The following is a 15,619-nucleotide window of genomic DNA, read 5'->3' as shown; positions in this document are numbered from 1 at the left end:
GGCGCACATCGGCCGCTCCGCCACCTGAACGAGTGAACATCACCGAGGAGTTGGCGAACAACTCCTCTCAGTTGCCGGACGGGTGAGGGCGAACACGCTGACTGGATCTTCCGGGCTCCCTTTGGCAGGATGCGCGCCCGCAGCGCGCCCGAGGCAGCCCTCACCCTGTCCGAACACCGCCTGACCTGGCCGTACGGAGGAAACCCTCGGTTGTGCAGGGCTCGTGAACGAGTCATGCAGACTGTGGTTCATGCGCATCGAACTCGCCACTTCGCCCGGTTCCGCCGAACGGCCCAACGAGGACTGGGTATCCGTGGCCCTGCCCGCCTCGGGCCAGGGCGGATCCCTGGTGACGCTGGACGGGGTGACACCTCCGGAGGGTGACTACGGGTGTGTACACACAGTTCCGTGGTTCACCGCGCGGCTGGGGGGTGCGCTGCTCGAACTGTCCGTTTCTCGCCGCGATCTGACGTTGACCGAAATCCTCTCCGCGGCAATTGGGCGCACTGCCGACGCGCATAAGGACACCTGTGACCTTTCTCACGTGAGGACTCCGCAGGCCACGGTGGTCGTCGTTCGCTGGGGCGGGGCGGGGGACGCGGTGGAGTATCTGGTGCTCTCCGACTCGACGCTGCTGCTGGAGTCGCCGGGCGGTGAGGTGCGGGCGGTTCTGGACGACCGCATCGACCGGCTGCCCCGGGAGCGGCTGCGGACGCACGCGTCGGCGGACGCGCTGCGGAACGCGGAGGGCGGGTTCTTCACGGCGGCGGCGGATCCGGGGGTCGCGGGTCGCGCGGTGACCGGCAGCGTGCCCCGGGCCGGGGTCCGCGCGGTCGCCGCGCTCACGGACGGCGCGGCCCGGTGGGTCGACATGTTCGCCGAGGGCACCTGGGCGGAGTGTGTCGCGCTCCTGCGGAAGGAGGGGGCGCAGGGGCTCATCGACCGCGTCCGCGCGGTGGAGGCGGGGGCGGCGGGGTCGGGTGCGCCGGTCCGCTGGAAGCTCCATGACGACGCGGCGGCGGTTTTCGCGGAGCTCTGAGGCGCGGGGGCGCGTGTCCGCGCTTGTCGGGTCGGCCCATGTCCGGCGCGGCCCCTTGCCGGACGGGCCCGTGCCCGGCCGGGGCGCTTGTGGGCGCGGTTACGTGTCCGACGCGGGCCCCTGTCGGGGGCGCTGCCCCCGAACCCCCGCTCCTCAATCGCCGGAGAGGCTGATCTTCGCGCCCCGACCTCGATCGCCGGAGAAACAGGAAGATCACCCCCCAGGCTCTCGTAGGGCAGCCCCATCTCCGACGCGGGTTCATCCCCGGCCCGGGCCCCTGTCGGGGGCGCTGCCCCCGAACCCCCGCTCCTCAATCGCCGGAGAGGCTGATTTTGGCACCCCAGCCTCGATCGCCGGAGGAACGGGGGATCCCCCCGGGCCTCGATCCCGGGGGCGGAGAGTTCACATCCCGGCCTCGGTCACCGGAGGACTTGGCATTCGCGCCCTCACCTCAGTCGCCGAAGGGGCTGGCAGCACAGGGGCCTCCCCTTCCGGACTGCGGAGTGCTGGTACGCGCGTCCAGCACGCGGTCGCCGGAGGAGCGGGAGGTTCATTGCAGCCTCGCCGGCGATTGAGGCACCGGAACCCTGCGGCGCGGAACCCCCGGCAAACACCCCAGAAGGGGGTGACGACACAGGAGCCTCAACCCTCAGCCCCGCCGGCGATCGAGGCGCGGACACCCCCGGGCGCAGCACCCCCGACAAGCCACCCCCACCCCTACACGCGCCGAGGGCACAGGCGTCACCACTCCACCCCACCGAACCACCCCAGTGCACAGGCATCACCCCTCCACCCCACCGGACCACCCCAGTGCACAGGCATCACCCCTCCACCCCACCGGACCACCCGAGGACGCAGGGGCCTCAATTCTCAGCCTCGCCGGCGATTGAGGCGCGGGGGTCTCGGGGGCAGCGCCCCCGACAAGCAACCCGTGCCGCCGACACGTCGGCACCCCGCGCCCCCGACAAGCAACCCGTGCCGCCGACGCGACGGCGCCCCGCGGCTCAGCCCCGCCGGCGATTGAGGCGCAGGGCCCCGGGGACGGCTCCCCCGGAAAAGCGCTAGTCGCTCGCGCGTTCGTTCAGCTGCGACAGCAGTCTCGCCAGTTCCGCGATCTCCCCCCGGTCCCACCCTGCGAGCTTGCGGACATACCGTTCGCGGCGCGCGTCCCTCACCCGGCGGAAACGCTCCAGACCTTCTTCCGTGAGCCGGACGAGTGAGGCCCGGCCGTCCGCCGGATCGGGCTCGCGGACGACGAGACCGACCTCTTCGAGCGCGCGCAGCTGACGGCTCATCGTGGCCTTGCCGACCCCGAAGTAGCCCGCGAGATCCGTGGCTCGCTGCGCCCCCGCGCCTTCGAGGCGGACGAGCAACCCGTAGGCGGCGGACTCCAGTCCGGGATGTACCTCGCGCGCCATCTCGCCGGACGAGGCGCGGGCGCGGCGGAGAAAAACGGCCAACTCCCGTTCCAGGGCGAGGAAAACATGGTCCACGCCACTCGTACCCGTGGGGCGGGCTCCACCCTCCGTACCGCTTCCGTGCACGTCAGCACCCCTCGTACGCTTTCCGATTCGTGAAAGTTACCGCCATCGGCACCCGTCGCCGGGGGCCCGCTCAGTATTTCGCAGGCGGGGACCGGGGGAAGCCCCCGCCGCCGTTCCCGGGCCGTCCTCAGGATGCGGGATGTCAGGGGCCGTGCGCCCGCGCCGCGTTGCTCCATCCCGGGCACGCGGGCGGAACGCCCCGGGCCGCCGCCGGGGCGCGGCGCGGGCACCGTGGTGTCCGTGCATAGATCCGGAACAGCCGTTCCCCACCCCCCGCAGAGGAGGCCCCGCCGCGCGCTCACGACCGCGGCCGCCGCACTCCTCGCTGTCCTGTCCCCTCTCCTCCTCGCCCCCTCCCCCGCCGGCGCGACCGGCAGCGGTGACGGCGACTTCCCGCCCCGCGGATCCGCCCATCTCGGTATGGGTGTGATCGAGCACGACGGCCAGGGAGGTCTCCCACCCCTCACCCGCGCTTCCCAGACGGAAGGCGTCGACGTCTCCAGCCATCAGGGCAACGTCGACTGGCCCGCCCTGTGGGACAGCGGTGTGAAGTGGTCGTACAACAAGGCCACGGAGGGCACCTACTACAAGAACCCGTACTTCACGCAGCAGTACAACGGCGCGTACGACATCGGAATGATCCGGGGCGCCTATCACTTCGCCACCCCCGACACGGCATCGGGCACGGTCCAGGCCGACTACTTCATCGACCACGGCGGCGGCTGGTCGGCCGACGGCCGGACCCTGCCGGGAGCGCTCGACATCGAGTGGAACCCGTACGGGGACACCTGCTACGGCAAGTCACGGTCCGGCATGGTCACCTGGATCGGGGACTTCCTCGCCCGGTACCGGGCCCGCACCGGACGGGACGCGGTGATCTACACCGCGACCAGCTGGTGGACCCAGTGCACCGGCGGCTACAGCGGCTTCGGCGCCAGCAACCCGCTGTGGATCGCCCGTTACAACACCACCCCCGGGCCCCTCCCGGCGGGCTGGGACGCCCACACGATGTGGCAGTACACCTCGTCCGGACCGATCGTCGGCGACCACGACCGGTTCAACGGGACCCTCGACCGGATCACGGACCTCGCCGGCAACTGACCCCCGGGGGCGCGGGCCGGTGAGCGCGCGCCCCCCGACCGGGTCGCCCCCGCTGCCCCTGGCCGTTACCGGTTCAGGGCCGGGTTCACGACCAGTGCGCGGGGCGGTCCAGGGTCGCGGGCAGCCGGGTCGTCGCGTCTCCGCCGGCCGCGTTCAGCTGTGGCTGGGTGAGAAAGAAACTGTCCCGCAGATCCGCGCCGGCCAGTCGCGCGTCCCTCAGATCCGCGCCGATCATGTCCGCGGTCCGCAGATCGGCACCCGTGAGATCGGCCGCGATCAGATACGCGCCCCGCAGGCTCACTCCCCGCAGATCGGCGCCCCTGAGCCGGGCGCCCATCAGATCGGCTCCCCGCCGGTCCTTCCTTCCGCGCCGCACCCCCGTGCGCACCAGCTCACTCGTCCGCAGCAGCAGTTCGTCGACCCGCCGCCGGTGCCCGGCCACATCCAGTTCCACGAGGAGTCCGGGCCCGAGCAGGGTGAGGTCCTCCGTCTCCGCCAGCAGCTTCCGCAGATCCGCGTACAGCGGCCGGGCCGGGCGCAGGGTCAGGGCCTCGGTCAGATACCAGAGCAGTTCATGGAGCTGCCGTACGACGGGGAAGACCGCGAACATCGCGGCGGCCGACTCCGGCGCGGTACGCCAGTCCGTGCCGCCGAAGGTGTGCCGGGAGACCTTCTGCCCGGCGCCGAAGCAGTCGTACACCGTGCAGCCCCGGAATCCGGTCCGCCGCAGTTCGGTGTGGACAGTGCAACGGAATTCCGCGTTCAGATTGGTGCAGGGCGTCCCGGCGTCCTTGTCCACGGCGAAGTCGGCCGACGCGGCGAACGGCAGGGCCACACAGCACAGCCCGAAACAGCTTCCGCAGTCCGCCCGGAGCCCGCTCGTCCCGGTCCCCCGGGCGGTTGATTCCATCCGTCCATTGTGGCGGAAGGGGGAATACCCCCGGGGCACGGGCACCCGGGGGTACTTCCCCATCATCCACAGAAAGGGAGCAGCGGGACAGGTTTCGGACGAAGTGATAAGCCTTCCCGCGCCCGCTCCCCCTCTCCCGGCCCGGAGGCCGGTGGAGAGGGGGAGCGCCGGGGCGGCCGGACGGGTCACGCCGCCGCCGGGACCGCCACCTCCGCAGGGGCGAGCGCGATCTCCAGCACCTGGCGGACGTCCGTCACCGGGTGCACCTCCAGCTTGTCGAGGATCTCGGCCGGGACATCGTCCAGGTCCGCCTCGTTCCGCTTCGGGATCACGACCGTCGTGATGCCCGCCCGGTGCGCGGCCAGCAGCTTCTGCTTCACCCCGCCGATGGGCAGCACCCGCCCGGTCAGCGACACCTCGCCCGTCATCGCCACATCCGTACGGACCAGCCGTCCGGACAGCAGCGACGCCAGCGCCGTGGTCATCGTGATGCCCGCGCTCGGGCCGTCCTTCGGGACCGCTCCGGCCGGGAAGTGGATGTGCACACCCCGGTCCTTGAGGTCGGCGACCGGAAGCTCGGTCTCCGCCCCGCGCGAGCGCAGGAAGCTCAGCGCGATCTGCGCCGACTCCTTCATCACATCGCCCAGCTGGCCCGTGAGGGTCAGACCGGACGCGCCCGTCTCCGGATCGGCGAGCGACGCCTCGACGAAGAGAACGTCACCGCCCGCCCCGGTGACCGCGAGCCCGGTGGCGACACCCGGTACGGCCGTACGGCGCTCGGCCGGGTCCTGCGCGGACTCGGGCACGTGGTGCGGCCGTCCGATCAGGGAGCGCAGCTGCTCCGCCCCGATGGTGAACGGCAGCTCCCGGTCGCCCAGCGCGTGCTGGGCGGCCACCTTGCGCAGCAGCCGGGCGATCGAGCGCTCCAGATTGCGGACGCCCGCCTCGCGTGTGTACTCGCCGGCGATCCTGCGCAGCGCCGAGTCCTCCAGGATCACCTCGCCGGACTCCAGACCCGCCCGCTCCAGCTGGCGCGGCAGCAAGTGGTCCCGGGCGATGACGACCTTCTCGTCCTCGGTGTAACCGTCCAGCCTGACCAGTTCCATCCGGTCGAGCAGGGCCTCCGGGATGGCCTCCAGCACATTCGCGGTGGCCAGGAAGACGACGTCGCTCAGGTCGAGTTCAACCTCCAGGTAGTGGTCGCGGAAGGTGTGGTTCTGCGCGGGGTCCAGCACTTCGAGCAGGGCGGCCGCCGGGTCGCCCCGGAAGTCCGAGCCGACCTTGTCGATCTCGTCGAGCAGGACCACCGGGTTCATGGACCCGGCTTCCTTGATCGCCCGGACGATCCGGCCGGGCAGGGCACCCACGTACGTACGGCGGTGGCCGCGGATCTCGGCCTCGTCCCGGACGCCGCCGAGGGCGACCCGGACGAACTTCCGGCCCATGGCGTGGGCCACGGACTCGCCGAGGCTCGTCTTGCCGACGCCCGGCGGGCCCACGAGCGCGAGAACCGCGCCCCCGCGCCGCCCGCCGACCACACCGAGCCCCCGGTCGGCGCGGCGCTTGCGCACCGCCAGGTATTCGGTGATCCGCTCCTTCACGTCCTGGAGACCCGCGTGCTCGGCGTCCAGGGTGTTCTTCGCGCCCTGGATGTCGTACTCGTCCTCCGTGCGCTCGTTCCACGGCAGTTCCAGGACGGTGTCGAGCCAGGTGCGGATCCAGGAGCCCTCGGGGCTCTGGTCGCTGGACCGCTCCAGCTTCTCGACCTCCTTGAGGGCGGCCTCCCGCACCTTCTCGGGCAGATCGGCGGCCTCGACCCGGGCCCGGTAGTCGTCGGACTCGTCGGCGCCGTCCTTGCTCTCGCCGTTCAGTTCGCGCAGTTCCTTGCGGACCGCGTCGAGCTGGCGGCGGAGCAGGAACTCGCGCTGCTGCTTGTCGACACCCTCCTGGACGTCCTTGGCGATGGACTCGGCGACATCCTGCTCGGCGAGGTGCTCACGGAGCTGCTCGGTCGCGAGCCTGAGCCGGACGACGGGGTCGGCGGTCTCCAGCAGCTCGATCTTCTGAGCGGTGGTCAGGAACGGCGAGTATCCGGAATTGTCGGCGAGCTGGGAAACGTCGTCGATCTGCTGGACACGGTCGACGACCTGCCAGGCACCGCGCTTCTTCAGCCAGTTGGTGGCCAGCGCCTTGTACTCCCTGACCAGCTCGGCGACCTGTCCCGGCAGCGGCTCGGGCACGGCCTCGCCGATCCGGGTGCCCTCGACCCACAGGGCCGCGCCCGGTCCCGAGGTCCCCGCGCCGATCTTCACCCGGCCGCGCCCGCGGATGAGCGCGCCGGGGTCGCCGTCGGAGAGACGTCCGACCTGCTCCACGGTCCCGAGCACACCGGTGCCCGCGTACGTCCCGTCCACGCGGGGAACAAGCAGCACCTGGGGCTTGCTTGCTCCACTGGAGCGCGCGGCGGCCTGCGCGGCCTCCACCGCGGCCCGCACCTCGTTGTCGGTCAGGTCCAGCGGCACCACCATTCCGGGCAGCACGACCTCGTCGTCGAGCGGCAGCACGGGCAGGGTGAACGGTGTGAACGCTTCGGACTCAGCAGCCATGATCTCCCCTTAGGCAGTGAAGTTGAGCTATGTGGACTCAATGCATGGGGGGCTTTGATTGTTCCCGGGCCGCCGTTCGCTCTGAGCGATCCAGGGGAACCCCTGCGACAAAGGGCGCCGATGAGGGCGAAGGGTCCCCCGGGCGGCAGCGTCCGGCGCGGGCCCGCCGGCTCGGCGTGACCGCCCGAACCCGCTCGCCCGGCCGTCCCCGGCCCATCGGAGGGACGACCCGGGCAGCTGTCCGGATCCGCCCGTGCCGGGCCCGGCGATCCCCCATACTGCGGCGATGAGCCCGCCGCCCGCCGCGCCTCACCGCTCTCTCGTCACTCTCCTCTCCCGCCCCTCCCGCCCTTCTCGCCCCTCTCGCCCCTCTCTCCACTCCCGCCTCTCCTTCCCTTCGCCGGCCGCCTCCCCAGGGCCCCGCCCGTCCCGCCCGCGCGCCCGCCGCTCATCCCGATCTCCTCTCCGTACGCCGGTCCCCGCGGCCGTCCTGCTGGCGGCGCTGACCACGGGATGCACGGACTCCGGCGGCGACGGCCCCGGCCCCGGACGTACTACCGCTTCGGCGACCGCCTCCCCGGGGCCCGCCGGATCCGCCACGGCTCCCCGGCCCGGGCCGCCCTCCGGGTCCCCGACGGCCTCCGGGGCCCCCACCGCGCCGGACCCCGCACCGCCCCCGGCGCCCGGGCGGGCCGCCGTCCTGGTGGTGGTGACCGTCACCGGCGGGATCGCCGGGGTGAACGACCGGCTGACCGTCCGTGAGGACGGCACCTACACCACGGCCTCCCCGCCCGGCCCCGGCCGGAGCGGCCGGATGGCACCCGCCGGGCTGAGGGCACTGCGCCGGGCCCTGGAGCGGGCCGGCTTCCCCCGGCTGCCGCCCACGGCCACCGGCGCCCCGGTCCCGGACGGGTTCCTCTACCGGATCACCCACCGCGGACACACGGTCGTCACGGACGACGCCTCACAGCCGCCCGCCCTGCGGGCCGTACTCACGGCGCTCCCCCGCCGCTAGTGCTGTGGCCCCTCCCCGGCCGCCTCGGGTCCGCCTTCCCCGGGGCGGCGGGCGAACCGGAACGAGAGGGCCGAGAACCGGAACCGGCCCGCCGTGCGATAGATAGAGCATGAGCCCGATACGCCGCCGGGGAGCGGACGAGGACGACGACGCGGCTCTGCTGCGGGCCGTCGCCCGTGGCGACGCCGACGCGCTCGCGACGCTCTACGACCGGCACGCGGGGTGGCTGCACACCCGGCTGACCCGCCGCTGCGCGGACGCCGAGACCGTACGGGAAGTGCTCCAGGACACCTTCGTCACCGTCTGGCGCTCCGCGGGATCCCACCGCGGCGGCGAGGCGGGCGGCTGGCTGTGGGTGATCGCGGCCCGGCGGCTGGTGGACGCGAAGCGGGCACGGACGCGGGAGGAACGGGTCCTGCCCGAGGTCGCGTTCGGCGTCCGGGGAGCGGACGGGGCGGCCGAGTCCGCGCCGTCCGCCGAGGACCGGGTGCTGGCCGGGCTGGAGTACGGGGATGTCGGGGCCGCCCTGGACCGTATCTCGCCCGAGCTGCGCGATGTCCTGCGCGCCACAGTCGTCGACGGGCTGACCACCCGGGAGACCGCCCGGCTGCTCGGGATTCCGGAGGGCACGGTCAAGACCCGGGCGGTGCGGGCCCGTCGCGAGCTGCGGGCCGCGCTGGAGCGGATCGCCCCCGGCACACACCCGCTGGGAGGCACGGCATGAGCGACGGACACCCGAACGCCTGGCATGTCGGCGAACGGCTCGCGGCCCGCTACACCGGCGGTTCGGCCACGGAGCCGGAGGCCTGGTCGCTGGAGAAGCACATCGAGTCGTGCGGGCCGTGCGCGGCCCGGGTCTCGGCCGCCGCGGGGCGCGGCCCGGCGGCCCCCGTGCTCGGCCTGGTGCGTACGGCGGTGCTGGCTCAGGCGGCGGCGTCCGCCCAGGACGTCTCCCCCACGCGATCGGCACGGGCGAAACAGGCGGTACGGGCGGTGCGCGCGCTCCCGGCGGTACAGGCGGTGCGCGGGGCGCTCGCAGTACGGCCGAGGCCGTTCCCCGCCCGGACCGCTCCCGTGGGGTGGACCGCCCGCGCGGTCTGGGCGGCCGGTCCGGCGCTGCGGGGACCGTGGTTCGCGGGGGTGCTGCTGGTGGTCGCGGGGGCGCTGTTCCTGGCGTACGGCACCGGCTTCGGTGAGGCCCGCCCGCTGCTGCTGGCGCTGGCCCCCGTGCTGCCGCTCGCGGGGGTCGCCCTGTCGTACGGACCGTACGCGGACCCGATGTACGAGATCACGGCGACGGCCCCCTCCGGCGGGCTGCGGCTGCTGCTGACCCGGACGGCGGCGGTCCTGGCGGTGAGCGTTCCGCTGCTGACGGCGGCGGGAGCCCTGCTGCCTCCGGTGTCACGCGTGACCGGCGGTGGACCGCCGGGGGTGCCGGTGCTGTCGCCGGGCGCGTGGCTGCTGCCGGGGCTGGCCCTGACGGTGGCGGCGCTCGCGCTGGGCTCGTACATCGGCCTCCGGCTCGCCGCGTCGGCGCTGGCCTGCGGCTGGCTCGCGGTGGTGTTCCTGCCGGCGCTCACGTCCCTGCCGGAGGGGCTCGGCGGCCGGATCGAGCCGTTCGTCTCCGGGCCCGCCGTCCAGACCGCCTGGGCCGGGGCCGCCGTGGTGTGCGCGGCCGTGCTCGCCGGGCGCCGTTCGACCTTCGACCGACTGGAGAAACCATGAGCACATCGGCGGGCGCCGGGAGGGACACCCGGCGGGGGAACGCCGTGGAGGTCACCGGGCTGACGGTCCGGCACCGGCGTACGGTCGCGCTGGACGCGGTCGATCTGGACTTCGGCGTCGGGGTGCACGGGCTGCTCGGCCCGAACGGCGCGGGCAAGACCTCCCTGATCCGGGTGCTGGCCACGGTGACCGCGCCCGCGCGAGGACGGGTCGAGCTGCTGGGCCGCGATGTGTCGTCGCACGGGGAGCGGGCCGAGGTGCGGCGGCGGCTGGGGTATCTGCCGCAGGAGTTCGGTTATTACCCGGGGTTCACGGTCCGTGAGTTCGTGGCGTACGTCGCCTGGCTGAAGGAGATGCCGGCGCGGGAGGTTCCGGGCGCGGTGGAACGCGCGGTGGAACGGGTCGGGCTGGCGGGCCGTATCGACGCGAAAGTGAAAACGCTGTCGGGCGGGATGGTACGGCGGGTGGGGATCGCGCAGGCGATCGTGAACGAGCCGGAGCTGCTGCTGCTCGACGAGCCGACCGCCGGTCTCGATCCGGAGCAGCGCGTCGAGTTCAGAGCACTGCTCCGGGAGGTGGGCAGCGCTGCCACGGTGATCGTCTCCACACATCTGGTGGAGGACGTGGCCGCCGCCTGCCGCCGGGTGACCCTGATCGAGGGCGGCCGGGTGGCCTACCGGGGTGCGACGGAGGAGCTGTCGGCGCTGGGCGGGGGCGCGCCCGAGGAAGCGGGCAACCCGATCGAGCGCGGCTATACGGTGGCGCTGCGCGGGCACCGGTCGGCGCTGGGGCGGCTGCCGGGCCCCGGCGCGCCCGGGGATCCGGCGGCCACCCGGTGACCCGCCGTTGCACGGACCGCGTGCCCCGCCCCGCCGGGTACGCGTGCGAGGCCCCGGGGCCCTCGTGGGTCCGCCCCCGTACTCCGCCTCCCTGGAGCGCTGCCGGAGGCGGCCGGGAGCGCGCCCCCGCCCACGGCACCCGCCGGGATCACCAGGTGAGCACCCCCGGAGCCCGCCCTCCGTCCCCGTACCGGAGCCGCCGGGGCGGCCCCTCCCCGACAGCCCCCTCACCCGCCGACCCCACCGGGGGAACCCCATGAAGACCGCCCAGCCCTCCGCCGCCACTCCCGCGCGCGCACCCGCCGTCTCCGCCGCCGTGCGGCGCGGGCACCCGCTGCGCGGTGAGCTGGTGCACGGGATCGGGCCGTGGACCGGGGCGGCCGTCCTGGTGACGGTGCTGGTCGTGATGAGCTCGCACGCGCAGTCGCCGTTCGCCTGGCCGGGCCGCCGCGGGGACCTCACCGAGCTGCTGCGCAGTGCGGGCCTGGTGCTCGGCGGGCCGCTCAGCGCGGCCGCCGGTTGCTGGCACGGAGGCCGGGAGCGCCGGCGCGGAACCCTGGAACTGCGGCGCTCCTTCGCGCGCGGCGGCACGCAGCAGGCCCTGGTCGCCGCCGCGCCCGCCGCGCTGTGGCCCGCGGCGGGCCATCTCCTCGCCGCGGCCGTTCCGCTGCTGGTGACCTGGCCGTACGCCGACGGCGGCCTCTCCTATCTCGCCCTCCCCCTCGCCGACGCCTTCGCGCTGGCCTCGCTGGGTGTCCTCGGCTTCGTCGCCGGACGGCTCGTGCCATGGCGGCTCACCGCTCCCCTGACCGCCGTGGCCGTCTTTCTGCTGCTGGGTTCGGCGCAGAGCGCGTACGGCCGGGATCCCAACCCGCTCAACCCCGCCGATCCGCACGAGTTCGCGTGGGACCGGCCCGTCTGGTGGTTCGCGCCCGCCTCCGCCGGCTGGCTGGGCGGCCTGGCCGCCGCCGCACTGCTCCTGTACGCCGCCCGGCGGCGCGCGACCGCGCTCGTACCGCTCACCGTGGCCGTCTGCTGCGCCGCCGCGCTGGTCTCCACGGGCCCCGGCCTCTGGCGGCCGGACCCCGGGGCGGCGCGCCTCGTCTGCGACGACGGCACCCCGCAGGTCTGTGTCACCGCGGTGGACCGTGAGCTGCTGCCCGCCGTCTCCGCCGCGCTCGCCGGGCTGAACAGCAGGCTGCGCGGCCTGCCCGGCGCCCCCGCCCGCTGGGTGGACGGCCCCGGGCGGCCGGGCGCGGACGAGGCCCCGCTGCCGTCGCCGGGGCCCGAAGCGGTGCGCGGCGGGCTGACGGACCCCGAGGAGTACGGGTACTCGGCGGTTCAGTTCCTGTTCTCCGAGCCCTGTGAGCACGGCGATCTCGGCGGCGCGGCCGGGCGTCGGGCCGTCGACATCAACACGGCCGTGGCCCAGTGGCTGTCGCCGCCCGGAGCCGCCGGGGCGCGGCCGTGGCCGGAGACCAGGGAGTACGTGGACCGGCTGAACGCGAAGCCGCCCGCCGCGCAGCGCGACTATCTGGCCCGCTATCTGGCGGCGGACACCTGCCGGGCCGAGGAGGTGCCCGTACCGTGACCGTGCCCCGCCCGCCGGCCTCCCGGACTCGGGACTTCCGGACGCCGATGATCATGTTCCGCGGGAGCGGGTTCGCGCTGTACGGCCGCTCACGGGCGCTTCCCGCCACCCTCGCGGCGCTCGCCGGCACGGCCCTGGCCGCGGCGGTGGCCGCGTACTGGCTGCGAGGTCTGCCGGACGCCGGCCAGGACGCCCGGGAGCCGGTCGTGCTGCTGGCGCCGCTGCTGGCCGCGGCGGCGCTGGGGACCGGTCTGCACACGCCGAGCGAGGAGCTGGACCGGACGGGGGTACGGCGCTGGTGGCCCCGGCGGCTGCTGCACGTCCTCGCCCTCACGGCTCTGGCCTCGGCGGCGCTGGCGGCGGCGGTGCCCGGCGATCCGGACCAGTACGGCGCACCCGCCATGGTCCGCAATGTCCTCGGCGCGACGGGAGTGACCGCGGCGGCGGCGACGGTGCTGGGGGCGCGGCTCAGCTGGCTGCCGATGACGGTCTGCACGGGCGCGATCCGGTTTCTCGGCGCGACGGGGGCGGACGGGGGTGCGCCGGGGTGGATATGGCCTCTCCACGCGGGCCCGGGGCCCGCCGCGTGGGTCGCGGCGGGGGCGGTCTTCGCGGCGGGGGCGGTGCTGTTCGCTGCCTGTGGCGCCCGCCGGGAGTCTCTCTGACCGGAGCCCGGGGCGCCTCCGCGCCGCACGTGCGCTGCCTTCCGCCGCCCCGGCCCTCCCCTGCCCGACGGGCGTCTCGCGCACGTGTCTGCGGTGGGCTCCCGCCGGATCGGGGCGGTCGCTCACCCGTACCGGAACTCGCGCTGCGACTAGTCGGCCTTCTCCCCGCTGTCCAGCGCCGTGAGGAGGGCGGCGAGGCCGTGCGTGGCATCGGAGTCGCCGCCGTCGACCGCCTTGAGAAGGTCCCCGAGGCTGTGCATGGCGTCGCCGCCGGCCTTCTCCTGCCACTGGTCGGCCTCCTCCTGGCGGCCCTGTGCCGCGAGGAGGAGGGCGAGGCTGCGCATGGCGTCGGTGTCGCCGCTGTCGGCTGCCTCGCGGTAGCAGGCTTCGGCCTCCTCGGTGCGGCCCTGTTCGAAGAGGAGGAAGCCGAGGTTGACCAGACCCTCGACCACCCCGGCGTCGGCCGCCTCGCGGTACCAGGTCTCGGCCTCCTCGCTCCGGCCGCTGTCCTGGAAGAGGACGGCCAAGTTGAACTTGGCGCTGGAGATGCCGTTGGCGGCTGCCTCACGGAGGTGCGCTTCCGCCTCCTGGGCGCGGCCAAGCTGCTTGTAGAGCGTGCCGAGGTAGAACACGGCGTCGGACTCTCCCGCGTCCTTCGCGCGGAGCCACCAGGCCTCCGCCTCTGCCGTGTCCCGGTCGAGGAAATGGGTGCCGAGTTTCAGCATGGCGCCGGAGTGTCCGGCGTCGGCGGCCCTGCGGTACCACTCCACCGACTCATCGGTGTCGCCCCGCCGGGCGGCCATCCCGGCGAGACCGACCATGGCGCCGGTGTGTCCGGCGTCGGCGGCCCTGCGCCACAGGCCGAGGGCTTCCTCGGTGCCGCCCTGCTCACGGAGCAGCAGATCTCCGAGGCTGACCATGGCACCGGGGTGTCCGCCGTCTGCGGCCTTGCGGTACCACTGCGTCGCCTCGGCGGTCTCGTCGCGTGAATACGCGATCACGCCGAGCTCGTGCGTGGCGTCGACGTGGCCCGCTTCGGCCGCTCGACGCCACCAGCTCATGGCCTCACCCAGGTCGCCGTCCTGGTAGATCAGCCCGCCCAGCCAGAACATGGCGTCGGGGTGGCCGCCGTCGGCGGCCTTGCGGTACCAGTGCTTGGCGTCCTCCCGGCGGCCTTCCAGCCGGTGCGCGGTGGCGGTGGTGTGGGCTTCGTCGGCGCCTGGGTGGAGGGTGCTCATGCTGGGTGTCCTTGGCTCGGCGGATGTTCTGCCGCGTTCGGTCTGCCGACCCTGGACGCGGCGTGGCGATTCAACGGCTGGTCCTGGTTGTCGAGCGGTCGGATGACGCCTTCCCCATGACGGCCTGGCCGCGAGTATCGCCATGGCCCCTGAGGGATCCGCAAGTTCGGCCCGCCGCGCTCACTTGCCGCCCCCGCCCGGCCGACACCCCCGGCGATCACGGCGTTCTGGTCCCGGAGCTGGGAGAAGTCCACGTCCGGCCTCCGGTCGTACGCCTCGGGGGTGACGCCGAGTCCACGCCTGGAACAGTCACCGGTCGCGTGTGAATTCGCGGTGATAGAGGCGATCGAGGGGAGTCGCGGCCAGGCCCCGCCGCCCCGGCGGTGCGGCCCCGCGCCGACCGCCCCACCCGCATCCACCGACGCCTCGGCCGAAACTCCGTGCTCTCGGGGGCTTCGTGGCATCAGCATGTCCCCCATCACCCGCAGCGCGCCCCGCCGGAGGTCACCATGACGACGCCCCACACGACAGGTCGGACACCCCCGACACCCCGACCACCCCGAACACCCGAGACGGCCCGGGCATCCCGGACGGTTCGGACACTGGACCGGCGGCACGGCCCGTACGGAGAGGTCGTGTTGCGGCGGCGCGGTGAGGACTACGAGATCATCGCCAACGGGTGCTTCCTGATGGACACCTCCGACGGCCGCTCGGAGCGCCTGCTCGTCGACGCGGCATACGGCGCGCTCACCGCCGGAGCCCCGGTGACGGCCGAGAACCACCGTGCCCAGGTCCCCGGATCCGGGGACCTGGGCCCCTCCCTGCTCATCGGCGGACTCGGCGTCGGATTCTCCCTCGCGCACGCCGCCGCCAACCCCGGCTGGGGGCGGATCGCCGTCGTCGAGCGCGAGGAGGCGATCATCGACTGGCATATGACAGGACCCCTCGCGCCGCTGTCCCGGGACGCCCTCGCCGACCCCCGTAGCGTGATCATTCACAGGGATCTGCTGACGCATCTCCGCGAGAGTCGCGACCGTTATGACGCCATCTGTCTGGATATTGACAATGGCCCGGACTGGACGGTCACCGACGACAACAGAAATCTGTACGCACCCAGCGGACTCGCCCTGTGCCAGGGCCGGTTGGCACCCGGGGGCATCCTCGCGGTGTGGTCGGCACAGCCCTCCCCCGCATTCGAGGAAGCGCTACGGAATGCCGGGTTCAGCGCGGTAAGAACCGAAGAGATCCGGGTTGCCCGGGGCGCACCCGACGTCGTTCACCTCGCGGTTCGGCCTGCGTAGCCTCAAGCCGCGACGTGCCCTTACCCTGCTGAGCTACACACCGGA

General features: G+C 73.8%; 13 protein-coding genes. 9 read left to right on the top strand and 4 right to left on the bottom strand.

Translation table 11 applies throughout. The features are described 5' to 3' along the window. Positions 1–250: 250 nt before the first annotated feature. Positions 251–1,039, top strand: a complete 789-nt coding sequence (locus ACIBCM_RS12005; RefSeq protein WP_399241949.1) for a hypothetical protein — start codon at positions 251–253, stop codon at positions 1,037–1,039. A gap of 1,061 nt (positions 1,040–2,100) precedes the next feature. On the opposite strand, the gene ACIBCM_RS12000 is transcribed toward ACIBCM_RS12005, so the two are convergent. Beyond that, positions 2,101–2,583, bottom strand: coding sequence for a MarR family winged helix-turn-helix transcriptional regulator (locus ACIBCM_RS12000; protein WP_399241947.1), 483 nt, complete (start codon positions 2,581–2,583; stop codon positions 2,101–2,103). Positions 2,584–2,817: 234 nt separating this feature from the next. Here ACIBCM_RS12000 and ACIBCM_RS11995 point away from each other — a divergent pair, with 234 nt between their 5' ends. After that, positions 2,818–3,684, top strand: a complete 867-nt coding sequence (locus tag ACIBCM_RS11995; protein ID WP_399241945.1) for a lysozyme — start codon at positions 2,818–2,820, stop codon at positions 3,682–3,684. An 85-nt stretch (positions 3,685–3,769) separates the two neighbouring features. On the opposite strand, the gene ACIBCM_RS11990 is transcribed toward ACIBCM_RS11995, so the two are convergent. Both ACIBCM_RS11990 and lon read right to left on the bottom strand, forming a co-directional pair. Further along, positions 3,770–4,594: a pentapeptide repeat-containing protein gene (locus tag ACIBCM_RS11990; protein ID WP_399241943.1), complete on the bottom strand. Its 825-nt coding sequence runs from the start codon at positions 4,592–4,594 to the stop codon at positions 3,770–3,772. A 185-nt stretch (positions 4,595–4,779) separates the two neighbouring features. After that, the gene (gene lon, locus ACIBCM_RS11985; protein WP_399241941.1) at positions 4,780–7,200 is read right to left on the bottom strand and encodes an endopeptidase La; all 2,421 of its coding nucleotides are present in this window, start codon (positions 7,198–7,200) and stop codon (positions 4,780–4,782) included. Positions 7,201–7,906: 706 nt separating this feature from the next. Between lon and ACIBCM_RS11980 the strand changes: the two genes are divergently transcribed. The 6 genes from ACIBCM_RS11980 to ACIBCM_RS11955 all read left to right on the top strand — a co-directional run bounded on the left by ACIBCM_RS11980 (position 7,907) and on the right by ACIBCM_RS11955 (position 13,035). Then, the gene (locus tag ACIBCM_RS11980; protein WP_399241938.1) at positions 7,907–8,215 is read left to right on the top strand and encodes a hypothetical protein; all 309 of its coding nucleotides are present in this window, start codon (positions 7,907–7,909) and stop codon (positions 8,213–8,215) included. Between the two features lie 109 nt (positions 8,216–8,324). Then, complete coding sequence (locus ACIBCM_RS11975; protein ID WP_399241936.1) at positions 8,325–8,939, top strand: RNA polymerase sigma factor; 615 nt, start codon at positions 8,325–8,327, stop codon at positions 8,937–8,939. Continuing rightward, the gene (locus ACIBCM_RS11970; RefSeq protein ID WP_399241935.1) at positions 8,936–9,940 is read left to right on the top strand and encodes a zf-HC2 domain-containing protein; all 1,005 of its coding nucleotides are present in this window, start codon (positions 8,936–8,938) and stop codon (positions 9,938–9,940) included. The genes ACIBCM_RS11975 and ACIBCM_RS11970 overlap by 4 nt, the downstream gene beginning before the upstream one ends. Beyond that, positions 9,937–10,779 carry an ABC transporter ATP-binding protein gene (locus tag ACIBCM_RS11965; RefSeq protein WP_399241933.1) on the top strand — a complete coding sequence of 281 codons (843 nt, stop codon included), beginning with the start codon at positions 9,937–9,939 and terminating at the stop codon, positions 10,777–10,779. Before ACIBCM_RS11970 ends, ACIBCM_RS11965 begins: the two co-directional genes overlap by 4 nt. Positions 10,780–11,035: 256 nt before the next feature. Continuing rightward, entirely contained in the window at positions 11,036–12,370 is a 1,335-nt protein-coding gene (locus ACIBCM_RS11960) for a hypothetical protein (RefSeq protein WP_399241931.1), read from the top strand. Beyond that, complete coding sequence (locus ACIBCM_RS11955) at positions 12,367–13,035, top strand: hypothetical protein (RefSeq protein ID WP_399241929.1); 669 nt, start codon at positions 12,367–12,369, stop codon at positions 13,033–13,035. The genes ACIBCM_RS11960 and ACIBCM_RS11955 overlap by 4 nt, the downstream gene beginning before the upstream one ends. Positions 13,036–13,184: 149 nt before the next feature. On the opposite strand, the gene ACIBCM_RS11950 is transcribed toward ACIBCM_RS11955, so the two are convergent. After that, a complete protein-coding gene (locus ACIBCM_RS11950) occupies positions 13,185–14,273 on the bottom strand; it encodes a tetratricopeptide repeat protein (protein ID WP_399241927.1) in 1,089 nt (362 codons plus the stop codon). Between the two features lie 509 nt (positions 14,274–14,782). On the opposite strand from ACIBCM_RS11950, the gene ACIBCM_RS11945 reads away from it, so the two are divergent. Then, entirely contained in the window at positions 14,783–15,574 is a 792-nt protein-coding gene (locus tag ACIBCM_RS11945) for a spermidine synthase (protein WP_399241926.1), read from the top strand. Positions 15,575–15,619: the final 45 nt, after the last annotated feature.

Source organism: Streptomyces sp. NPDC051018 (assembly GCF_044456085.1).
Lineage (GTDB): Bacteria > Actinomycetota > Actinomycetes > Streptomycetales > Streptomycetaceae > Streptomyces.
This window is presented reverse-complemented; position numbering and strand designations above follow the sequence as displayed.

What these genes read in the sequence shown, in the direction of transcription:
- ACIBCM_RS11970 (WP_399241935.1), top strand. Translation starts at nt 8,936, where the DNA reads ATGAGCGACGGACACCCGAACGCCTGGCATGTCGGCGAACGGCTCGCG.
- lon (WP_399241941.1), bottom strand. Translation starts at nt 7,200, where the DNA reads ATGGCTGCTGAGTCCGAAGCGTTCACACCGTTCACCCTGCCCGTGCTG.
- ACIBCM_RS12005 (WP_399241949.1), top strand. Translation starts at nt 251, where the DNA reads ATGCGCATCGAACTCGCCACTTCGCCCGGTTCCGCCGAACGGCCCAAC.
- ACIBCM_RS11945 (WP_399241926.1), top strand. Translation starts at nt 14,783, where the DNA reads ATGACGACGCCCCACACGACAGGTCGGACACCCCCGACACCCCGACCA.
- ACIBCM_RS11960 (WP_399241931.1), top strand. Translation starts at nt 11,036, where the DNA reads ATGAAGACCGCCCAGCCCTCCGCCGCCACTCCCGCGCGCGCACCCGCC.
- ACIBCM_RS11950 (WP_399241927.1), bottom strand. Translation starts at nt 14,273, where the DNA reads ATGAGCACCCTCCACCCAGGCGCCGACGAAGCCCACACCACCGCCACC.
- ACIBCM_RS11965 (WP_399241933.1), top strand. Translation starts at nt 9,937, where the DNA reads ATGAGCACATCGGCGGGCGCCGGGAGGGACACCCGGCGGGGGAACGCC.
- ACIBCM_RS11975 (WP_399241936.1), top strand. Translation starts at nt 8,325, where the DNA reads ATGAGCCCGATACGCCGCCGGGGAGCGGACGAGGACGACGACGCGGCT.
- ACIBCM_RS11990 (WP_399241943.1), bottom strand. Translation starts at nt 4,594, where the DNA reads ATGGAATCAACCGCCCGGGGGACCGGGACGAGCGGGCTCCGGGCGGAC.